General features: G+C 63.1%; 17 protein-coding genes and 1 pseudogene. 11 read left to right on the top strand and 7 right to left on the bottom strand.

Features of this window, described 5'->3' with window-relative positions; genetic code table 11:
* Positions 1–18: 18 nt before the first annotated feature.
* Entirely contained in the window at positions 19–591 is a 573-nt protein-coding gene (locus NKH67_RS34210) for a DUF982 domain-containing protein (RefSeq protein ID WP_502893790.1), read from the bottom strand.
* On the opposite strand from NKH67_RS34210, the gene NKH67_RS22185 reads away from it, so the two are divergent.
* The 4 genes from NKH67_RS22185 (at position 577) to otsB (ending at position 6,569) form a co-directional block, all read left to right on the top strand.
* The gene (locus tag NKH67_RS22185) at positions 577–1,638 is read left to right on the top strand and encodes a glycosyltransferase family 4 protein (protein ID WP_352502405.1); all 1,062 of its coding nucleotides are present in this window, start codon (positions 577–579) and stop codon (positions 1,636–1,638) included. The genes NKH67_RS34210 and NKH67_RS22185 overlap by 15 nt on opposite strands.
* A gap of 48 nt (positions 1,639–1,686) precedes the next feature.
* On the top strand, positions 1,687–3,849 hold the full coding sequence (locus tag NKH67_RS22180) for an amylo-alpha-1,6-glucosidase (protein ID WP_352502404.1): 2,163 nt from the start codon (positions 1,687–1,689) through the stop codon (positions 3,847–3,849).
* Between the two features lie 180 nt (positions 3,850–4,029).
* Positions 4,030–5,811, top strand: a complete 1,782-nt coding sequence (locus tag NKH67_RS22175) for an alpha,alpha-trehalose-phosphate synthase (UDP-forming) (RefSeq protein ID WP_023674969.1) — start codon at positions 4,030–4,032, stop codon at positions 5,809–5,811.
* Positions 5,808–6,569: a trehalose-phosphatase gene (gene otsB, locus NKH67_RS22170; protein WP_031211298.1), complete on the top strand. Its 762-nt coding sequence runs from the start codon at positions 5,808–5,810 to the stop codon at positions 6,567–6,569. The genes NKH67_RS22175 and otsB overlap by 4 nt, the downstream gene beginning before the upstream one ends.
* A 17-nt stretch (positions 6,570–6,586) precedes the next feature.
* Here the strand turns inward: otsB and NKH67_RS22165 are convergent.
* A pseudogene (locus tag NKH67_RS22165) lies at positions 6,587–6,796 on the bottom strand (ABC transporter ATP-binding protein); the annotation flags it as partial.
* On the opposite strand from NKH67_RS22165, the gene NKH67_RS22160 reads away from it, so the two are divergent.
* Together NKH67_RS22160 and NKH67_RS22155 are read left to right on the top strand one after the other, a co-directional pair.
* On the top strand, positions 6,792–7,184 hold the full coding sequence (locus NKH67_RS22160; RefSeq protein ID WP_352474256.1) for an MmcQ/YjbR family DNA-binding protein: 393 nt from the start codon (positions 6,792–6,794) through the stop codon (positions 7,182–7,184). The pseudogene NKH67_RS22165 and the gene NKH67_RS22160 sit on opposite strands and share 5 nt — an antisense overlap.
* Before the next feature lie 193 nt (positions 7,185–7,377).
* Complete coding sequence (locus NKH67_RS22155) at positions 7,378–8,835, top strand: NCS1 family nucleobase:cation symporter-1 (RefSeq protein ID WP_352502403.1); 1,458 nt, start codon at positions 7,378–7,380, stop codon at positions 8,833–8,835.
* Positions 8,836–8,864: 29 nt separating this feature from the next.
* On the opposite strand, the gene NKH67_RS22150 is transcribed toward NKH67_RS22155, so the two are convergent.
* The 5 genes from NKH67_RS22150 to tpiA form a co-directional block, all read right to left on the bottom strand.
* On the bottom strand, positions 8,865–9,404 hold the full coding sequence (locus tag NKH67_RS22150) for a DUF1697 domain-containing protein (RefSeq protein ID WP_352502402.1): 540 nt from the start codon (positions 9,402–9,404) through the stop codon (positions 8,865–8,867).
* Positions 9,405–9,415: 11 nt separating this feature from the next.
* Entirely contained in the window at positions 9,416–11,044 is a 1,629-nt protein-coding gene (gene pyrG, locus NKH67_RS22145) for a CTP synthase (RefSeq protein ID WP_352448839.1), read from the bottom strand.
* A gap of 147 nt (positions 11,045–11,191) precedes the next feature.
* Positions 11,192–12,313, bottom strand: a complete 1,122-nt coding sequence (locus NKH67_RS22140) for a L,D-transpeptidase (protein WP_352502401.1) — start codon at positions 12,311–12,313, stop codon at positions 11,192–11,194.
* 199 nt (positions 12,314–12,512) lie between these two features.
* Positions 12,513–12,965: a preprotein translocase subunit SecG gene (gene secG, locus NKH67_RS22135; RefSeq protein WP_352502400.1), complete on the bottom strand. Its 453-nt coding sequence runs from the start codon at positions 12,963–12,965 to the stop codon at positions 12,513–12,515.
* A 163-nt stretch (positions 12,966–13,128) separates the two neighbouring features.
* Positions 13,129–13,896, bottom strand: coding sequence for a triose-phosphate isomerase (gene tpiA, locus NKH67_RS22130; protein WP_352474263.1), 768 nt, complete (start codon positions 13,894–13,896; stop codon positions 13,129–13,131).
* Positions 13,897–14,038: 142 nt separating this feature from the next.
* Here tpiA and NKH67_RS22125 point away from each other — a divergent pair, with 142 nt between their 5' ends.
* From NKH67_RS22125 to NKH67_RS22105, 5 genes are read left to right on the top strand one after another with little or no spacing between them, the layout of a single operon-like run.
* Positions 14,039–15,931, top strand: coding sequence for a SurA N-terminal domain-containing protein (locus NKH67_RS22125; protein ID WP_352502399.1), 1,893 nt, complete (start codon positions 14,039–14,041; stop codon positions 15,929–15,931).
* Positions 15,928–16,938: an anthranilate phosphoribosyltransferase gene (trpD, locus tag NKH67_RS22120; protein WP_352474265.1), complete on the top strand. Its 1,011-nt coding sequence runs from the start codon at positions 15,928–15,930 to the stop codon at positions 16,936–16,938. The genes NKH67_RS22125 and trpD overlap by 4 nt, the downstream gene beginning before the upstream one ends.
* A 5-nt stretch (positions 16,939–16,943) precedes the next feature.
* Positions 16,944–17,756: an indole-3-glycerol phosphate synthase TrpC gene (gene trpC, locus NKH67_RS22115; protein WP_352474266.1), complete on the top strand. Its 813-nt coding sequence runs from the start codon at positions 16,944–16,946 to the stop codon at positions 17,754–17,756.
* Positions 17,757–17,758: 2 nt separating this feature from the next.
* Positions 17,759–18,265 carry a cyclic pyranopterin monophosphate synthase MoaC gene (moaC, locus tag NKH67_RS22110; protein WP_352474267.1) on the top strand — a complete coding sequence of 169 codons (507 nt, stop codon included), beginning with the start codon at positions 17,759–17,761 and terminating at the stop codon, positions 18,263–18,265.
* The gene (locus NKH67_RS22105; protein ID WP_352502398.1) at positions 18,265–19,470 is read left to right on the top strand and encodes a molybdopterin molybdotransferase MoeA; all 1,206 of its coding nucleotides are present in this window, start codon (positions 18,265–18,267) and stop codon (positions 19,468–19,470) included. Before moaC ends, NKH67_RS22105 begins: the two co-directional genes overlap by 1 nt.
* Positions 19,471–19,473: the final 3 nt, after the last annotated feature.

The following is a 19,473-nucleotide window of genomic DNA, read 5'->3' as shown; positions in this document are numbered from 1 at the left end:
CCATCTGCGGCAGCTGGCCTATCGCCTCAAGGCGTGATCGCGATGCCGATCCTCGCCGCTCATCGGCAACGGCCGATCGCCCTCGAGCAGGCGGGTGATCCGGGCGAAGCCGGCAAAAGCCTTTCTCGCTTCCTCGGCCGACATCCGGCCGGCCATGGCCGCAGCGCAGCAATTCACGGCGCACTGGTAAACCGGCCCGCGCCGCCCGGCCGGCCATTTTCGCAAGAATGCCATCGCTTCGGCAACGCTGTCGATCTCCTCCACGGGCTGTCCCTGTCCGCGCAAAATCCGCACGGGCGAAAAGAATTGCAAGCGGTCCATCATTTCCTCCCCGTCGACCGGATGCGTGCGATCGAACCCCACTAAACTCGCGAACCCGACTTTGGTTCCCGGCAAAACATGGCTTGGCCTGAAAAATGTTTGCTGGACGAGACGAGCAACGGTCGACGCGCCCGGCAGCTCCAATTGGGTGACATCTTGCCCCAATTGGGTGGCATCTTGCCATTGTACGGGAACGTTAGCGCGGCTGATGCATTTCGATGCCACGAGCAGTCTTTTTGAGGGAAATGCCAAAACATGAGAATAGCCCATGTGGCGCCGCTCCATGAATCCGTGCCACCCCGGTTCTATGGAGGGACGGAGCGCATCGTCTCCTATCTGACCGAAGGATTGGTCGAGCTTGGCCATGACGTGACCCTGTTCGCCAGCGGCGATACCAAGACGTCGGCGAAATTGGTGGCGTGTCGCGAGCGCGCGCTCCGTCTCGATCCGCGCCCGCACAAATCCGAAACCGCGGCGCATCTCTCGATGCTCGCCGAGGTGAGGAGCCGTGCGCAACAGTTCGACATCATCCATTTCCATCTCAGCCACTTCCTGCATTTTCCTTTCTTCGAACACATGCCCGACCGGACGGTGACGACACCGCATGGCAGGCTCGACTATGTCGACCTGGCCCCGGCCTACGAACATTTTCCGCGCTTTCCGATGATCTCGATTTCGCGTAGCCAGAGAACCGGGCTACCCAGGGCAAATTGGCTGGCGACCATCCATCACGGGCTACCGATCAATACGTATGAGCCGACTTTCGAGACGGAGGTGGACGAGCCGTATCTGGCCTTTCTGGGCCGGCTGTCGCGCGACAAGCGCCCGGACCGTGCCATTGAGATCGCCTTGCGCTCCGGGCTGAAACTGAAGCTTGCGGCAAAGATCGGCGACGACGACCGCCCTTTTTTCCACGACACGGTCGAGCCGCTGATCGACGGCGACCGTGTCGACTATATCGGCGAGATCGAAGAGGACAGAAAAGCGGAATTCCTCGGCAAGGCGGCCGGCCTGCTGTTTCCGATCGATTGGCCGGAGCCGTTCGGTCTTGCCGCGATAGAGGCTATGGCCTGTGGCACGCCGGTGATCGCCTGGAAATGCGGTGCCCTGCCGGAGATCATCGACCACGGCGTGACCGGTTTCCTTGTCGATACGGTCGATGCTGCGGTCGCCTCGATACCGGAATTGCTGCGCCTCGACAGGCGACAGGTGAGAGCCGTGTTCGAAAACCGTTTTTCTGCCACGAGAATGGCCCACGACTATGTGGCTGCCTATGCGCGCCTGATCGGTACTCCCGGTGAAGCGAGAGCGTCCTGATCGGCGTCATTGTGGACGTTGGAAACGAAACGACAGAGCTTGTGACGTATGAATCAACTCGACGAGCGTAAGCTTGATCCCGCCGTAGCCCTTGCCTCCCTCGACGAGGTTGCGCCCCGGGAGCCGCACCGGCTGTTCGCCCTCAAGCAAGCCGACTGCTTCGCGGTGGCCGACGCCTATGGCGACATCCGCGGCGCCGGCGATGGCTTTTTCCGAGACGACACGCGTGTGCTTTCGGAATTCCGGCTGACGGTCGGTGGCCGGCAAATGTCGTTGCTCGGCGCCTCGCTCAGCCAGGACAATGTGCTTTTCACCTCGAACCTGACCAATCTGCCGATCCAGAGTGTCGGTGGTCGCGACATTCCGCAGGGCGCGATCCACATAGAACGCGTCAGGCTGCTTTGGCAGGACCGGCTGTTCGAGCGCATCACCCTTTCCAACTACAGCCAGGAATCGTCGGCCATTCGGGTTTCCTTGCATTTCGCAGCAGATTTCCGCGACATGTTCGAGGTGCGCGGTTCGACCCGGCTCAAGCGCGGAATAGCCCACGCCGCCGAGACCAGTCCGACATCCGTGGTGCTTCGATATGACGGGCTGGACCAACTCGTGCGCCTGTCGGCGATCTCGTTCTCGCAGGCGCCGGACAATTTGACCGCCAGCCGCGCGGATTTCCTGGTTGCGGTGACGAAGCGCAGCAGCGAGGTCCTCTATATCGAGGTCGGCCCGGAAGTGGCGGAGACACCCGACCGCGACCGTTTTCGGGCTGCAGCCGCCCGCGCTCGCTTCGGCATGCGCGCCAAACGCCGCCACGGCGCGACGGTGCACAGTTCTGGCCGCGTCTTCAACGACTGGATCGAACGCGCGCGCGCGGACGTGGCGCTGCTGACCACCGAGCTTGCAACCGGACCTTACCCCTATGCCGGCATACCCTGGTTCTCGACGGCATTTGGCCGTGACGGGGTGATTTCCGCATTGCAGATGCTGTGGTTGAATCCTGGGCTGGCGCGCGGCGTACTCGCCTTTCTCGCCCAGCATCAGGCGACCGAAACGTCGCCGTTCAGCGATTCGCAGCCCGGCAAGATCATGCACGAGACCCGCAAGGGCGAGATGGCGGCACTGCGGGAGCTCCCGTTCGGCCGCTATTACGGCGGCGTCGATACCACGCCGCTCTATATTCATCTCGCTTGCGCCTATGCGGATCGTACCGGCGACATGGCGTTCGTCGACAGCCTGTGGCCATCGCTCTGTGCAGCGGCCGAATGGACGGAGGAGACAAGCCGCGCGACCGGCTTCGTTACCTACCAGCGCGGCGCCGAGACCGGCCTTGCCAACCAGGGCTGGAAGGACAGTTTCGATTCCGTCTTCCATGCCGATGGCCGCATGCCCAAGGGGCCGATCGCCCTGGTCGAGGTGCAAGGCTACGTCTTTGCCGCGTTCCGTGGGCTGGCGGCGCTCGCCCGCCGCCGCGGCGAGGACGACAAGGCCGATCATTGGGAGGAACGCGCCGAAACCATGCGCGCCGCGGTGGAACGCCATTTCTGGATGGACGATCTCAATTTCTATGCACTGGCGATCGATGGTGCAGGCGAGCTCTGCAAGGTACGGACGTCGAATGCCGGCCATCTTCTCTTTGTCGGGCTGCCCGAGCCGGAACGGGCGCAGATGGTCGCCGATCAGCTGCTCTCCGCGTCGTTCCACTCTGGTTGGGGCGTGAGGACGCTGGCCGACGATGCGATATTCTTCAATCCGATGTCCTACCACAATGGTTCGATCTGGCCGCACGACACCGCCATGTGCGGTGCAGGCCTGGCACGTTATGGCGTGCGCGACAGCGTGGTTCGGCTGATGAGCGGCACGTTCGAATCGGCTGTCCATTTCAACATGCGGCTGCCGGAACTGTTCTGCGGCTTTACCCGGTCGCCGGGCGAAGCGCCCATCGCCTATCCCGTCGCGTGCCTGCCGCAAGCCTGGTCAGCGGGATCGGCCTTCATGCTGATGCAGGCCTGCCTTGGGCTCGAAATCGACGGCTGGAACAGCGAAATCCGGGTCACCCGCCCAAGGCTGCCGATCGGCATCGACACGCTGACATTGCGGCATCTGGGTGTCGGCTCGAAAGTGGTCGACCTCACATTCCAGCGTGTCGGCGACCGGGTCGTCGCCTTTCTTGCCGACCGGTATGAGGGGATGGTGCCGCTCATCGTGCGCACTTGATGCCGCCGCGCTGCGGCGCATCGAAAATGACGCGCGGCATTGCAATCGTCCGGAACCGATAGCCTCTTTGTGCGTTGCAAAAATGGACGGGGTGGGGACGCTGTCGTTGTCATACGGCGGCGAACCAGAAAACAAATAAAAAAAACGGCTATCGGCCGGCCGGAGGCGAGATCACATTCCATGTCAGATTATACTGTAAACCTGCTCTGGGTTTTGCTGATTGCAAGTTTTGGCTTTTCCGCTTTTGCCATTCTCCTGTCGATATCCCGCCAGCGCCGCGGTCGCGCAACGGCCGCCGCATACACGCCGAGCGAGGATGTCGCCTCGGAAGCGGCACGCAAGGTGCTGCGCGAGTTCGAAAAGAACGGCCAGTCCGCCGATGCGGCACTGGTCACGTGGTCGCCCGACACGTTGCGCAAGATCCTGGCCGACGACCTGCCGGACGCACAGGTCATCGTGGTGTCCAACCGCGAACCCTACATCCACAACATCAAGGACGACGGGGTCCAACTTTTGGTGCCGGCCAGCGGCCTGGTTTCGGCACTCGAGCCCATCACCCGCGCCTGTGCCGGCACCTGGATCGCCTATGGCGGCGGCACGGCAGACCGTCTCACCGTCGACAAGGACGACCGGGTGCAGGTGCCGCCAGGCAATCCGTCCTACACGCTGCGCAGGGTCTGGCTGACGGAGGAGGAATATCAGGGCTACTATCTGGGCTTCGCTAATGAGGGCCTATGGCCGCTTTGCCATATCGCCTTCACCCGCCCCGTGTTTCGCGCCTCGGACTGGGACGCCTACGAGGCCGTCAACCGCAAATTCGCCGATACGGTGGTTGCCGAAGCCCGCAACGAACGGCCGATCGTGCTGGTGCAGGACTATCATTTCGCGCTGCTGCCGCGCATGATCCGCCAGCGCCTGCCGGACGCGATAGTCATCACCTTCTGGCATATCCCGTGGCCTAATTCGGAAGTATTCAGCATCTGTCCGTGGCGTGAGCGGATCCTGGAAGGACTGCTCGGCAGTTCGATCATCGGCTTTCATACCCAATTCCATGCCAACAACTTCACCGAAAGTGTCGACCGCTTTCTGGAGAGCCGGATCGAACGGGCAGACGCGGCAATCTCCTATGGTGGGCAGACCACATTGGTCCACGCCTATCCCATTTCCATAGAATGGCCGGCCCAATTGCTGGCAAAACTGCCGTCTGTGGAGGAGTGCCGCGCCAGCGTGCGCGACAGATTCGGCCTGTCTGCGGATACCAAACTATGCGTTGGCGTCGAGCGCCTCGACTACACGAAAGGCATTCTCGATCGCTTCCATGCCTTGGACGAATTGTTCACGAGATATCCCGAATGGATAGGCAAGGTGGTTTTCCTGCAGATCGCCGCGCCGAGCCGGGGGACATTGCCCGCCTACCAGCAACTCCACGACGAATGCCGCCGCTGTGCCGAGGAGCTCAACCGGCGCTATGGCAGCGAGACATACAGCCCTATCCTGATGGTCGCCGAACATCATCGGCAGGAGCAGGTCTACGAGGTCTACCGTGCCGCCGACATCTGTATGGTCACCAGTCTGCATGACGGCATGAACCTTGTCGCCAAGGAATTCGTCGCAGCGCGCGACGACGAACAGGGCGTGCTTTTGCTCAGCACCTTCGCCGGTGCCTCGCGCGAATTGCTGGAAGCACTGATCGTCAACCCCTACGATGCGGCCATGATGAGCGAGGCGCTGTTGCAGGCGCTGACGATGACGCCGGAAGAGCAGCGCGAACGTTTGCGGCCGATGCGCGAGATGGTCCGCGACAACAATGTCTACCGCTGGGCCGGCAGCATGCTGCTGGACGCCGCGCGCCTGCGCAAACGCGGCGATCTCGACAGGGTGACCGGAACCGGCGAGCGCCCGCCATCGAACACCAACAACGTCATCTCGATGTTCGAGCGGGCTCGGAAGGCAGCGTCGTGAAAAGCTTTGAACAACCACCGGCGTTGAACCTGTCGGAAGGGCAATGGGCGCTCTTTCTCGACATCGACGGAACCCTGCTGGAACACGCTGCCCATCCCGACGCGGTGTTCGTCGGCGAGGAATTGCGCAATCTGCTCGAACGCATCGAGCGGCGGCTGGATGGTGCGGTCGCCTTCATCACCGGCCGATCGATTCCCGCCGTGGACAAGCTGTTCCACCCGCTGAAGCTGCGGATTGCCGGACTGTATGGGCTGGAGCACCGGCTGACGCCGAGCGGTCCGATCGATGCCGCCGACGCGCCGGCCGACATCGCCGCCCTTGCGGACGAGATCGAGGCCGAACTGGGCAGCGGCAAGGTCTATGTCGAGCGCAAGGGGCCGGTCCTTGCCGTTCATACAAGAGCAGCACCGCAACTGCTTGCACCCGCAATCCAGCTCGTCGAACAGGCATTGGCCCGGCTTCCGAAGGGTTATCGGGTGCTTCCGGGAAACGCCGGCGTCGAGCTCATGCCTTTGGAAGCCGTCAAAGGTGCTGCCATCCGGCGTTTCATGGACATTCCGCCCTTTGTTGGCCGGCGGCCGATATTCCTCGGAGACGATACATCGGACGAACACGGTTTCGAGGCGATCAATGAAATTGGCGGCATCTCCATCCGCGTGAAGCCGAACGGACCGACGGCCGCAACCTATGTCCTCGACGACGTGACGGGCGCAATAGCTTGGCTTGAGGCCAGTTTCGAGACGTCGGCGGTGGCCTGATCGCGCCGTGGCCCGGTTCAGCTGATCTTCCCGTCCACCATGTGAATGCGGCGATCCATGCGTGCGGCCATGTCGAGGTCATGCGTGACTGCCACGACCGTCTTGCCGCGTTCGCGCACCAGATTCTGCAGGATTGTGAACACCTGCTCCGAGCTCTTGCTGTCGAGGCTCCCCGTCGGCTCGTCTGCCAGGATAGCCACCGACAGCGATGGAGGAGAGTTGATGAGTAGGAAATCGCGTGCTTCGACCGATGCTGTTCTCAAGGAACTGCGCGCCTTCGGCCTCACCTATCCAGGCGCCGAGACAAAGAGTCCGTGGCCTGGTCACGACGATCTCGCGGTGAAAGGCAAGACCTTTGCTTATTTGAGCCTTGAAGGCGAACCGTTCAGCATCTCCCTCAAACTCCCCTACAGCGGCGACGAGGCGAGAAAGCTCCACTATGCGTCGCCGACGGAGTACGGCCTTGGCAAGAGCGGATGGGTGACGTTCGAACCAGCACCGGACGAACTGCCACCGATGGGACAACTGAAGTCATGGCTCGATGAGAGTTATCGCGCACAAGCGCCCAAAAAGCTTGCCGCCCTGATCACGCACAAGGTGGACTCTGGAGCTTAGGTCGAGCGATCGGTGTCACCCCACGAATCGCCGGCGCTAGAAGCTCAACGACGCCACGCCGATAAGCGCGTTTCTCATTGAATGACTTTAAGCCCAAAGCCGGCAAATCGTCTGCTTGCCGGTTCCCCTGCGTCAGGCTTAACCTGCGTGCCATGCGTGGAGGCGCGTGCGGTTGCAAGGGGAGGACATAGCAATGACAATACAAGGCGCATCACCGGACCTGTACAATGAGGATCTCGCTCCGGCGAAGGTTCGAAACTGGGGACCGTTCTCGATCTTCAACGTCTGGACGTCGGACGTCCACAGCCTGTGGGGCTACTATCTCGCTGCCAGCCTGTTCCTGTTCTGCGGCGGCTTCGTCAACTTCATCATCGCCATCGGTATCGGTTCGCTGATCATCTATGCGTTGATGAACATGGTCGGCTATGCCGGCGTGAAGACCGGGGTGCCCTACCCGGTCCTGGCGCGTGCCTCCTTCGGCATCTGGGGCGCCAACATACCGGCGCTGGTGCGCGCCATCGTCGCCTGCTTCTGGTACGGCGCGCAGACGGCGGCCGCCTCCGGGGCGATCGTAGCCCTGCTGATCCGCTCGCAATGGTTCGCCGACTTCAACCAGAGCACCCATTTCCTCGGCCACTCCGGGCTCGAGGTGATCTGCTTCGCCGTCATCTGGGCGCTGCAACTCCTGATCATCCAGAAAGGCATGGAAACGGTGCGCCGCTTCCAGGATTGGGCCGGACCGGCGGTGTGGGTGATGATGCTGATCCTGGCGATCTATCTTTGCATCAAGGCAGGCACCTTCGCGTTCACCAGCGACATCCCGATGGATGTGCTGCTGGAAAAGACAAAGGACGCGGGCGTGCCGGGCACGCCGGGCTCCTGGACCTCGCTGTTTGCGGTGGCCGCGATCTGGGTGACCTATTTCTCCGCGCTCTATCTCAACTTCTGCGATTTCGCGCGCTACGCCCCCGACAAGGCATCGCTGCGCAAGGGCAACATCTGGGGCCTGCCGGTCAATCTTATCCTGTTCTCGCTGGTCGCCGGCGTCACCACGATCGCCGCCTTCGATGTTTATGGCGAGGTGCTGCTGCATCCCGACCAGATTTCGGCGAAATTCGACAGCTGGTTCCTGGCGGCGCTCGCAGCCCTGACCTTTGCGGTGGCGACGCTCGGCATCAATGTGGTGGCGAACTTCGTGTCGCCGGCCTTCGACTTCTCCAATGTCTTTCCACGCCAGATCGACTTCAAGAAGGGCGGCTACATCGCGGCGCTGATCGCGCTGGTGCTCTATCCATTCGCGCCCTGGGAAGGCAGTGCCGCCTCCTTCGTCAACATCATTGGCGCGACGATGGGGCCTATCTTCGGCGTGATGATGGTCGACTATTACCTGATCCGGAAGGGCGGGGTCGACGTCGAGGCGCTCTACAGGGAGAATGGCGAATTCCGCTTTCAGGGCGGCTGGCATGTCAACGCCTTCATCGCCGCCGGTATCGGCGCGGTCTTCTCCTCGATCCTGCCCAACTTCACCAGCCTGCTGCCGTCATGGTGGGGCGTCTATGGCTGGTTCTTCGGCGTGGCAATTGCCGGCGTTATCTACTACGTGCTGCGCACGATGGCACTCGGTGCCGGAGCCAGGATAGCCAAAGCTTGAGCGATTCGGGGCGGCGCGAGCCGCCCCGTTCATTCTGCGACCATCTCGGCCAGGCGGCGCACTGTATTCCAGTTGCGCGAGGTGCCGATGCCCAGGCGTTTGTGACTGACCGCCGCAAGCAGCCGCGAACTCGGCGTCTCGCGCGAAAAGGCGATCCAGATGTCGCCGCCCACCGCCTGCAGCTTTTCATTCCTGCCGATATAGGCCCGCAGCGCAGCGACCGCATCAGGGGGAACAGGCGACCGCATCACGCGCACCGCCACCTGGTCCGCGGCCTCAGCCGATTCGGCTGGGAACGGATTGCCGGCCGCCAGCTTCAGCCAGCCGTCGGCGCGGCGCACGATGATGTCGACGTGGCGGCCAAAAGTCTTTGCGAACGCCGCCTCCAGCCGCTGCTCCAACGCCGCAAGTTCTGTTTCTTGCGCCTCGAAGACCAGATTGCCGGTCGCTACCAGTGTGCGCGGGTTATTCAGACCCAGGCCTTCGGCCATCGCCTTCAGATCGGACATGACGACCCGCCGCCCCTCGCCCAGGACAATGCTGTAGAGCAGCGCGACGTAAGTTTGCATGGGCGGCTAGTTTAGACCAGCCGCGACTGCTCTACCGCCGCCTCGATGAAGCTGGCAAACAGCGGGTGCGGATCGAGCGGCCGGCTTTTCAACTCGGGATGGTACTGCACGCCGATGAACCAGGGGTGGTCGGGATATTCGACCGTTTCCGGCAGCACGCCGTCCGGCGACATGCCGGCAAACACCAGGCCGCAATCCTCGAGCCGCTCCTTATAGTCGACATTGACCTCGTAGCGGTGGCGATGGCGTTCGGAAATCTGGGTATCGCCATAGATCTCGGCGATCTTCGATCCCTTGGCGAGGTCGGCCTGGTAGGCACCGAGCCGCATGGTACCACCAAGGTCGCCGGTTTCCCTGCGCTTTTCCAGCATGTTGCCCTTCAGCCATTCGGTCATCAAGCCGACAACCGGCTCCTCGGTTGGACCAAACTCGGTCGATGATGCGTGCTCGACGCCGGCCAGCGAACGCGCCGCCTCGATGCAGGCCATCTGCATGCCGAAGCAGATGCCGAAATACGGCACCTTGCGTTCGCGCGCGAACTTCGCCGCCAGGATCTTGCCCTCCGAGCCGCGCTCGCCAAAACCGCCGGGGACGAGAATGCCATGGACCTTCTCCAGCCACGGCGCCGGGTCTTCCTTCTCGAATATCTCGCTTTCGATCCAGTCGAGCTTGACCTTGACCCGGTTGGCGAGGCCGCCATGCGACAGCGCCTCGATCAGCGATTTGTAGGCGTCCTTGAGGCCGGTATATTTGCCGACGACGGCAATGGTCACTTCGCCTTCTGGATTGTGGATGCGGTTGGACACCGCTTGCCACCGTTCCATGCGCGGCTTCGGCGCCGGATCGATGCCGAAGGCCGCCAGCACTTCCGAATCCAGCCCTTCATTGTGATAGGCCATCGGCACGTCGTAGATATGCGGGACGTCGAGCGCCTGGATGACGGCGCTTTCGCGGACATTGCAGAACAGCGACAGCTTTCTGCGCTCTTCCTTGGGGATCGGCCGGTCGGCGCGGACCAGCAGTATGTCGGGTGCAATGCCGATGCCGCGCAACTCCTTGACCGAATGCTGCGTCGGCTTGGTCTTCAGTTCGCCTGCCGTCGGAATGTAAGGCATCAAGGTCAGGTGGACGTAGACGGCGTTGTTGCGCGGCAGGTCGTTGCCGAGCTGGCGGATCGCCTCCAGGAACGGCATCGCTTCGATGTCGCCGACGGTGCCGCCGATCTCGCACAGCACGAAATCGTAGTCGTCATTGCCGTTGAGGACGAAATTCTTGATCTCGTCGGTGACGTGCGGAATGACCTGCACGGTGGCGCCGAGATAGTCGCCGCGCCGCTCGCGCTCGATGATGTTCTTATAGATGCGGCCGGTGGTGATGTTGTCCTGCTGGTTGGCCGAGCGGCCGGTGAAGCGCTCATAATGGCCAAGATCGAGATCGGTCTCGGCCCCGTCATCGGTCACGAAGACTTCGCCGTGCTGATAGGGCGACATCGTGCCGGGATCGACATTGAGATAGGGATCGAGCTTTTTGATGCGTGCGCGATAGCCCCGCGCCTGCAAGAGAGCCCCAAGGGCCGCTGCAGCAATGCCTTTTCCAAGTGAGGAAACCACGCCGCCTGTGATGAATACATATCGCGCCATGGGAGTCATCGCTTAACGCGGCCGAATTGATTCCGCCAGAGAAAAAACCGCCGCGAAGGCTTTTTCCCAAGAAGGCGCTCTGGTCGTTGGCGTATCAAAACAAAAGGGCCGGCGAGGCCGGCCCTTTTGGCACGATCTGTCAAAGCGTCAGATGATGACGACTTTGGTGCCTACTTTCACCCGGCGGTAAAGGTCCATGACGTGCTCGTTGATCATACGGAAGCAGCCATTGGAGGCGCTGGTTCCGATTGACTGCGGCGCGATGGTGCCGTGAATGCGCAGGTGGGTATCTTTCTTGCCGTCGTAAAGATAGATGGCGCGCGCACCGAGCGGATTGTCGCCGCCGCCGGGCATGCCGTCCTTGTACTGGCCATAGTGCTTGGGTTCGCGCTTTTGCATATCCAGCGTCGGAATCCAGCGCGGCCATTCCTGCTTGTCGCCGACGGCAACCGTACCCTTGAACTGCAGGCCTTCCCGGCCGACCGCGATGGCATAACGGCGGGCGGTTGACGATGATTCGACGAGGTAGAGACGACGGGCGCTGGTATCGATGACGATGGTGCCGGGGTTGTAGCCGGTGAATTCGACCTCCTGCGGCACGAATTCCGGCTTGACCTTGAACTGCCGCTTGGCCTGCTTCCTTTCGAGCGCGGCGTCGAGCGCGCGTGTTTCCGGAAGCAGCGACATCGACGAAGAGGATGTGCCGCCGAACAGTCCCGCGAACAGCCCGACGCTCTGCGGCTTCTGCCCGACCGGTTCGCTGCGCAACTCGCCATTGTTGCCGGTCAGCGCAACGTTCATGGCCTCGGCCGGGATCGGCTCGGCCGACTGGATCGGCGCAATGGGCGTAATCGGTTCGATGATGTTGACGGTCTTCTTCTTGGCCGGCGTGGCGTCAGCCACCTTGGCCGTTGCGAGCGGCTGGCTCTTCTTGGCAAGGAACGCCTGGCGTTCCGCATCGGCTTTGCCTTTCGCCGCCTCGCGCATCGCCAGCTTCCTGGCTTCGAGTGCCTTGGCGCGAGCGGCGTCCTTGTCGGCTGCGATCTTGGCTTCGATCTTGCGGATCTGCGCAAGGTCGTCCGGCGTCGGATCTTTCTTCTTCTTGAGAAGCTTCAATTGCGCTGCATCGCTTTTGGCTGCGACCTTGACGACGTCGGTTGTTGTTGCGGCTTTGTGGGCCGAGTTTGCCGTCGGCATGGCCGCGAAAGCGGGCGCACCTAGGCTGAGCACGGCACAAAGGCCGGCAAAAATGAAGCTGCGAAGCTGCATGGGGAAGATCCGATCGTTCAATGCTTGTTGCCCACGGCGTCGCCCGGCGCCCCCCAAGGACGCCGAGAATGCCGCGTGCAACGTATAATCGATTAGCCGGAAGCGCCTCAAGCGTGAGGCGCAGTCGAATCTTCGTGATCGTGCGGCATTTGCCGCGACTGTGTTCAAACGACAACAGATCGCGGCATAAGTTGCCCTATTACTGGTTGGGGACCTGCGGCGTAGCCGGCGCGGTGGCGCCGTTTGTCGCTGGCGGCGTCGCCGGAGCGGTTGCCGGCGGCGTCGTTGCCGCGCCGTTGCCGGACGGCGGGGTCGGCGCCGTGGTGCCCGACGGCGGCGTCGGCGTCGTGGTTCCAGGCAATTGGTTGAGTACGCCCTTGCCTGCTCCGTCCGAGGCCGCCGGCACGCGATCGAGAATGTCGATCGGCTTCTCGCCATAGCGCGCAACGATCGACAGTGTCAGCGAGGTGACGAAGAAAGCGGCAGCCAGGATCGCCGTCGCCCGCGTCAGCGCATTGGCGGCGCCACGCGCGGTCATGAAGCCCGATCCGCCGCCGATGCCGAGGCCGCCGCCTTCGGAGCGCTGCAGCAGCACCACGCCGACAAGCGCGAGCACGACCATGAGGTGGACGACGATCAGTACGGTTTCCATAATTTACCCTGGCAAGGCCTTGTGCGGCCGCTGATTTGGAGGCGGCTCAATACAATGCTTTGACGGCATTTCCAAGCCCGTGGCCGGAATATGGGAAGCAATGCGTCCTTTGCAACGATTTCGACGCCGGCCGTCCGCTCAAATGCAGCAACCAGCCCTTGTATCAAGCGATGTTTCGATAGGCTTCCGCGATGCCGAGGAAGTCCGCCGCCTTTAGGCTGGCGCCGCCGACCAGCGCGCCATCGACATTCCTGACGCCGAGCAACTCGATGGCGTTGGACGGCTTGACCGAGCCGCCGTAGAGAATGCGCATCTTGGCCGCCGTATTGCCGAGCTTCCGTGCCAGTTCTTCGCGGATATGCGCATGTGCCTCGGCGACGTCGGCGGCGGTCGGGGTCAAGCCGGTCCCAATCGCCCATATTGGCTCATAGGCAATGACGGTGTTGGAAGCCGTGGCGTTTGGCGGGACCGAGCCAGCGACCTGGCGCGACAGCACGTCGAGCGTGGCTCCTGCTTCTCGTTCGGCTCTTGTCTCACCAATGCAGATGATGGCCACCAGCCCGGCGCGCCATGCGGCGGAGGCCTTGGCCTGGACCAAGGCATCGTCCTCCTTGCGATCGGCGCGGCATTCGGAATGGCCGACGATGACATGGCTGGCACCTGCATCCTTCAGCATCTCGGCCGAAATGCAGCCGGTATAGGCGCCGCTCTCCTCGGTGTGGCAATCCTCTCCGCCGGCCCGCACCGGCGTGCGCGACAGAATCTCGGCGGCGTGCGCAAGCAAGGTCGCCGGCACGCAGACCACCGCTTCGGTCTCGGCGTCGAGCCCACTCATGAAACCGTTGCCGATCATCCTGATCTCGTTGAGCGAGGCGCTGGTGCCGTTCATTTTCCAGTTGCCGGCGACGAGCGGGCGGATTCCAGTGGTCATGGGATTTGTTTCTCCGGGCAATTTCCAGCTGGCCCTCACTATCAAAATCAGGCCACAAAGCAATCGACAGTGGGCAGGAAGGGCGCTATTGCGCTTGTTTCAGACTCGGCGCATGCGAAATGCGCAAAAATCGGAAGTACTCATGCTTGGTATGTTGAGAAGCGCGGCGGGGACCTGGGTCGCGAAACTGCTGCTGTCATTGTTGGTGTTGAGCTTCGCCATCTGGGGCATCTCGGGGCGGCTGATGGGCGGTCTTGCCGGCCATGACGCCGTGATTACGGCCGGAGGCACCAAGGTCTCGATCAACGAATACCGCCTCGCCTACGATCGCCAGCTCAGCGTCATGTCGCAGCAATTCGGCCAGCGCATCAGCCGTGAGCAAGCGACGGCGCTCGGCATCGACAACCAGGTGCTGGCGCAACTCGTGTCGGGTGCCGTCCTCGACGAGCAGGCCCGCAAGCTCGGCCTCGGCCTGTCCAAGGACCGGCTCGCCGAACTGACGCGTGAAGACCCGGCGTTCAAAGGGCCTGCCGGAACCTTCGACAGGAGAACCTTCGAGTACCTGCTTCGGCAGGTCGGCATGCGGCCGGAAGACTATTTGAAGAACCGCGCCCAGGTCGCGGTCCGCCAGCAGATCGTCGAGGCGGTTTCGGACGGCCTCAAGGCCCCGGATACATTCTTCAAGGCGGTCGCGCTCTATCGCGGCGAAGATCGCACCATCGACTACCTGACCTTGCCGAAATCGCTGGTCGAACCGATAGAAGCGCCGTCCGACAGCGCGCTTTCGGCCTATTTCGAGGAAAACAAGAAAACCTACGCCGCTCCCGAATACCGTAAGTTCTCCTATGTCAGGCTCGAACCGGAAGACATCATGGATTTGAGCGCGGTGACCGACCAACAGGTCAGCGACGACTACAATAAGAACAAGGCGCGCTACACCACGCCGGAGATGCGCACCATCGAGCAGCTTGTGTTCAAGACACCTGATGCCGCAAAGGCGGCGCTCGATTCGCTCAGGACCGGCGCGACCTTCGACAAGATCGTCGCTGCCGAAGGCAAGACGCCGGCAGACACGCTGCTCGGCACGCTGGCCAAGGACAAGATCGCCGACAAGGCGGTCGCCGATGCTGCCTTCAAACTGAACGTCAATGAGGTCAGCCCGGTCGTACAGGGCGCCTTTGGTCCCGTTCTGCTGCGCGTCACCGACATCAAGCCCGAAGTGGTGAAGCCGCTGGCCGAAGTGTCCGAGCAGATCCGCAAGGACCTGGCACTGGGCGAGGCAAGCCGCATCTTGCTGGACGTGCACGACAATTACGAGGATACGCGCGCCTCGGGCAGTTCGCTCGCCGAGGCTGCCGCCAAATTGAAGCTGAAGGTCGTCACCATCGATGCCATCGACCGCACCGGCCAACGGCCGGATGGAAGCATCGTCAAAGACCTGCCGGAATCGCCGGCACTCATCAAGGCGGTGTTCGAATCCGAACCCGGAACCGACAATGAAGGCCTCACCACCGCCGATAACGGCTTCGTCTTCTACGACGTGAGCGCGATCACGCCTGCCCGCGACCGCACATTGGACGAAGTCCGCCAGAAGGTCGTGGCCGACTGGACCGCGGCGGAGACCACCAAACGGCTCACCGCAAAAGCACAGGAGCTCGAGAAGCGTCTCAAGGCTGGCGTCACGCTCGAGGTGATCGCCGGTGAGCTCAAGCTCGAAAAGCAGACCAAGCGCGGCGTCAAGCGCGATGCGGACGACGTCGATTTCGGCAAGGAAGGCGCCGCCGCGATGTTCGGCGTCGGCGAAGGCGGCACCGGGTTGATCCCCTCACCTACGGGCGACGGACAGATCCTGTTCAAGGTTGCCGAGGTGTTCGAGCCTGCCGGGGCCGATGCCAGCTCAGTGCCCCAGGACGCACAGAAGTCCTTCACCTCCGGCATGTCCGACGACCTGCTCGACCAGTTGGTGGCGCAGTTGCAGACGCAATATGACGTCCGCATCGATCAGGCGGCCGTAACCCAAGCCCTGGCCAGATGAGCGCGCTGAAGATCCACATCGCCAAGGTCGCCGCCGGCAGCGCTCTTTCCTTCGAGGAGGCGCGCGAGGCCTTCGACATCATCATGTCCGGCGATGCCACCCCCGGCCAGATCGGCGGCTTCTTGATGGCATTGCGCGTGCGCGGTGAGACCGTCAGCGAGATCGCCGGCGCCGTCGCCACCATGCGCGCCAAGATGCTGCGTGTCGAAGCTCCCGAGGGTGCCATCGACATTGTCGGCACCGGCGGCGACAATTCGCACAGCGTCAACATTTCGACCGCATCCGCTTTCGTCATCGCCGGCAGCGGCGTGCCCGTCGCCAAGCACGGCAATCGCGGACTGTCCTCGCTGACCGGCGCCGCCGATGTGCTGATCGCATTGGGCGTCAAGATCGACATCCCTCCGGAGACGATCGGCCGCTGCATCCACGAGGCCGGCGTTGGCTTCATGTTCGCGCCGGCGCATCACCCGGCGATGAAGCATGTCGGCCCGACCCGGGTCGAGCTCGGAACCCGCACCATCTTCAACCTGCTGGGCCCGCTTTCCAATCCGGCGAGTGTCAGACGGCAGATGGTCGGCGTGTTCCTGCCCGAATGGATCATGCCGGTGGCAGAAACGTTGAAGGAACTTGGTGCCGACCATGCCTGGATCGTCCATGGCGACGGCTATGACGAGATCACCACCACCGGCGAGACACTTGTCGCCGAATTGGCCGGCGGCGAGATCCGCAGCTTTACGCTGACCCCGGAAGCCGTCGGACTGAAGCGGCACACCAAGGACGAGTTGCGCGGCGGCGACGCCGCCCACAACGCCCAGGCACTGCGCGACATGCTGGGCGGCGCCGCCGGCGCCTTTCGCGATACGGTGCTGATGAATGCCGGCGCCGGGCTGGTGGTGGCCGGCACAGCGACGACCCTCGCCGACGGCATGGTAACGGCGGCGCAGGCCATCGACAGCGGCCGCGCGCTGAAAGTGCTCGACAGGCTGATCGAGATTTCGAACGGTTAAAAACCATGTCCGACATCCTGCGCAAGATCGAGGCTTACAAGCGCGACGAGATCACGGCGGCCAAGGCGCGCGTGCCGCTGGCTGAGATCAAGGCACGGGCGACGGATGCCGACGCGCCGCGCGGCTTTCTTTCCGCCCTTGAAGCAAAGCGCAAATCCGGCAGGTTCGCGCTGATTGCCGAAATCAAGAAGGCTAGCCCATCCAAAGGCCTGATCCGCGCCGATTTCGATCCGCCGGCGCTGGCCAGGGCCTATGCGAAGGGCGGTGCCGCCTGCCTTTCGGTGCTGACCGACGCACCCTCCTTCCAAGGCGCGCCCGAATTCCTCACCACTGCGCGCGCTGCCGTCGAGCTGCCTGCCCTGCGCAAGGATTTCCTGTTCGACCCCTATCAGGTCTACGAGGCCAGGGCATGGGGCGCCGATGCCATCCTGATCATCATGGCCAGCGTCGACGACGCGTTGGCAAGAGAACTCGAAGCGACAGCGTTCGGGCTCGGCATGGACGCGCTGGTCGAAGTGCATGACGAGGCTGAAATGGAACGCGCCCTGCAGCTGTCGTCGCGACTGATCGGTATCAACAACCGCAATCTCCGGACCTTCGAAACCAGCCTGCAGACCTCGGAGCGGCTGGCAGCGATGGTGCCGGCCGACCGCCATCTGGTCAGCGAGAGCGGTATCTTTTCGCACGACGATTGCCGCCGGCTGGAGCAGAGCGGAATTGCGACTTTCCTGGTCGGCGAGAGCCTGATGCGTCAGCAGGACGTGGCCGCGGCAACGCGCCTGCTGTTGACGGGCAAGGCGCCGGCAGAGGCCGTTTGAGGATGGCGGCCACCCTCACCCATCTTGGCGCGCAGGGCGAAGCCAACATGGTCGATGTCGGCGACAAGGCTGTGACGGTGCGCACGGCAGTCGCAGAAGGCTTTGTCGCGATGCGGCCCGAGACGCTGGACATGATCCTCGCCGGCGACGCCAAGAAGGGCGACGTGCTGGGCACCGCGCGCATTGCCGGCATCATGGCGGCCAAGAAGACGCATGAACTGATCCCGCTTTGCCATCCGCTGCTGCTGACCAGGATATCTGTCGATATCGAGGCGGACGCCGCGCTGCCCGGCCTGAAGGTGACAGCATTGACCCGCGTCACCGGTAAGACCGGCGTTGAGATGGAGGCTCTGAGTGCCGTCTCGGTCGCTTGCCTGACCATCTACGACATGGCCAAGGCGGTCGACCGCGCCATGGTCATCTCCGGCATAAGGCTGGTTGAAAAGACCGGCGGCAAATCCGGCGACTACAAGATCACCGGAGACGGGGCCACCGAGGCAGGCCGATAATGGTGCTGGTCCCAGTTGCCGAGGCGCTCGAGCGCCTGCTGGACGGCGCAGCAGCGCTGCCGGGCGAACGCGTCGCACTGCTGGATGCCGCCGACCGCGTGCTGGCGGAGCCGGTTGTGGCGCTCCGCACCCAGCCGCCGTTCAACGCCTCCGCCATGGACGGCTATGCCGTGCGGGCGGCCGATATCGCGTCCGTACCGGCAAGGCTTTCGGTGGTCGGCATGGCGCCGGCCGGACGCGGCTTTGCCGGAACGGTGCAGCAGCGGCAGGCCGTGCGCATCTTTACCGGCGCGCCGCTTCCCGAAGGCGCCGACACTATCGTCATCCAGGAGAACGTCCGCGATCTCGGTGGCGGCAGCGTCGAAGTGACGGAACGGACGGTGCAGGGGCGCAACATCCGCCGCCTCGGGCTCGATTTCGCCAAGGGCGATGTCCTGCTGCCCAAAGGCCGCCTGCTCGACCCGGCGGCCTTGTCGCTGGCGGCATCGGCCAATCACCCCGAGGTGCGCGTGGTCAAACGGCCGCTGGTGGCCATCATCGCCACCGGCGACGAATTACTGCCGCCGGGCAGCGATCTTGGCCCCGACCAGATCATCTCCTCCAACGCCTATGGTGTCGCCGCTGCCGCACAGTCGGTCGGTGCGCGCGCGCTCGACCTTGGCATCGCGCCGGACCGCAGGGAGGCGATCGCTGCGCTGGTTGAAAAGGCCGTGAAGGCTGGCGCGAACGTCATCGTCACGCTGGGCGGTGCCTCGGTCGGTGACCACGACTTCGTCCATGAGGTGCTGACCGGGCAAGGCATGACGCTCGATTTCTGGAAGATCGCCATGCGGCCGGGCAAGCCACTGATGTTCGGGCGGCTGGGAGACATTCGCTGCATCGGCCTGCCCGGCAATCCGGTGGCAAGCCTGGTCTGCACTCAGCTCTTCCTGAAGCCGCTGCTGGCGCGGCTCGGCGGCCGCGCCTTTCAGCAGGATATACGTCGGGCACGGCTCGGTGCCGCCATGCCGGCCAATGATCTCAGGCAAGATTATGTGCGGGCTGTTGTCATAGATGACGCCGGTACGCCCGTGGCGACGCCGTTCGGCATCCAGGACTCCTCGATGCTGAAAATCCTGGCCGATGCCAACGGGCTGATCGTTCGCGCGCCGTTCGCGCCTGCCGCGGCGGCGGGCTCCCCCTGCGACGTGCTGATGTTACGCTGAACC

The sequence above is a fragment of the Mesorhizobium sp. M0968 genome (assembly GCF_040319065.1).
In the GTDB taxonomy this organism is placed as follows: Bacteria; Pseudomonadota; Alphaproteobacteria; order Rhizobiales; family Rhizobiaceae; genus Mesorhizobium.
This window is presented reverse-complemented; position numbering and strand designations above follow the sequence as displayed.

Coding starts and splice junctions, on each gene's coding strand:
- pyrG (WP_352448839.1), bottom strand. CDS start 11,044: ATGGCGCGATATGTATTCATCACAGGCGGCGTGGTTTCCTCACTTGGA.
- moaC (WP_352474267.1), top strand. CDS start 17,759: ATGGCGGCCACCCTCACCCATCTTGGCGCGCAGGGCGAAGCCAACATG.
- NKH67_RS22105 (WP_352502398.1), top strand. CDS start 18,265: ATGGTGCTGGTCCCAGTTGCCGAGGCGCTCGAGCGCCTGCTGGACGGC.
- NKH67_RS34210 (WP_502893790.1), bottom strand. CDS start 591: ATGGGCTATTCTCATGTTTTGGCATTTCCCTCAAAAAGACTGCTCGTG.
- NKH67_RS22150 (WP_352502402.1), bottom strand. CDS start 9,404: ATGCAAACTTACGTCGCGCTGCTCTACAGCATTGTCCTGGGCGAGGGG.
- NKH67_RS22175 (WP_023674969.1), top strand. CDS start 4,030: ATGTCAGATTATACTGTAAACCTGCTCTGGGTTTTGCTGATTGCAAGT.
- NKH67_RS22160 (WP_352474256.1), top strand. CDS start 6,792: ATGAGTAGGAAATCGCGTGCTTCGACCGATGCTGTTCTCAAGGAACTG.
- NKH67_RS22185 (WP_352502405.1), top strand. CDS start 577: ATGAGAATAGCCCATGTGGCGCCGCTCCATGAATCCGTGCCACCCCGG.
- secG (WP_352502400.1), bottom strand. CDS start 12,965: ATGGAAACCGTACTGATCGTCGTCCACCTCATGGTCGTGCTCGCGCTT.
- trpD (WP_352474265.1), top strand. CDS start 15,928: ATGAGCGCGCTGAAGATCCACATCGCCAAGGTCGCCGCCGGCAGCGCT.
- trpC (WP_352474266.1), top strand. CDS start 16,944: ATGTCCGACATCCTGCGCAAGATCGAGGCTTACAAGCGCGACGAGATC.
- NKH67_RS22140 (WP_352502401.1), bottom strand. CDS start 12,313: ATGCAGCTTCGCAGCTTCATTTTTGCCGGCCTTTGTGCCGTGCTCAGC.
- NKH67_RS22125 (WP_352502399.1), top strand. CDS start 14,039: ATGCTTGGTATGTTGAGAAGCGCGGCGGGGACCTGGGTCGCGAAACTG.
- tpiA (WP_352474263.1), bottom strand. CDS start 13,896: ATGACCACTGGAATCCGCCCGCTCGTCGCCGGCAACTGGAAAATGAAC.
- NKH67_RS22155 (WP_352502403.1), top strand. CDS start 7,378: ATGACAATACAAGGCGCATCACCGGACCTGTACAATGAGGATCTCGCT.
- NKH67_RS22180 (WP_352502404.1), top strand. CDS start 1,687: ATGAATCAACTCGACGAGCGTAAGCTTGATCCCGCCGTAGCCCTTGCC.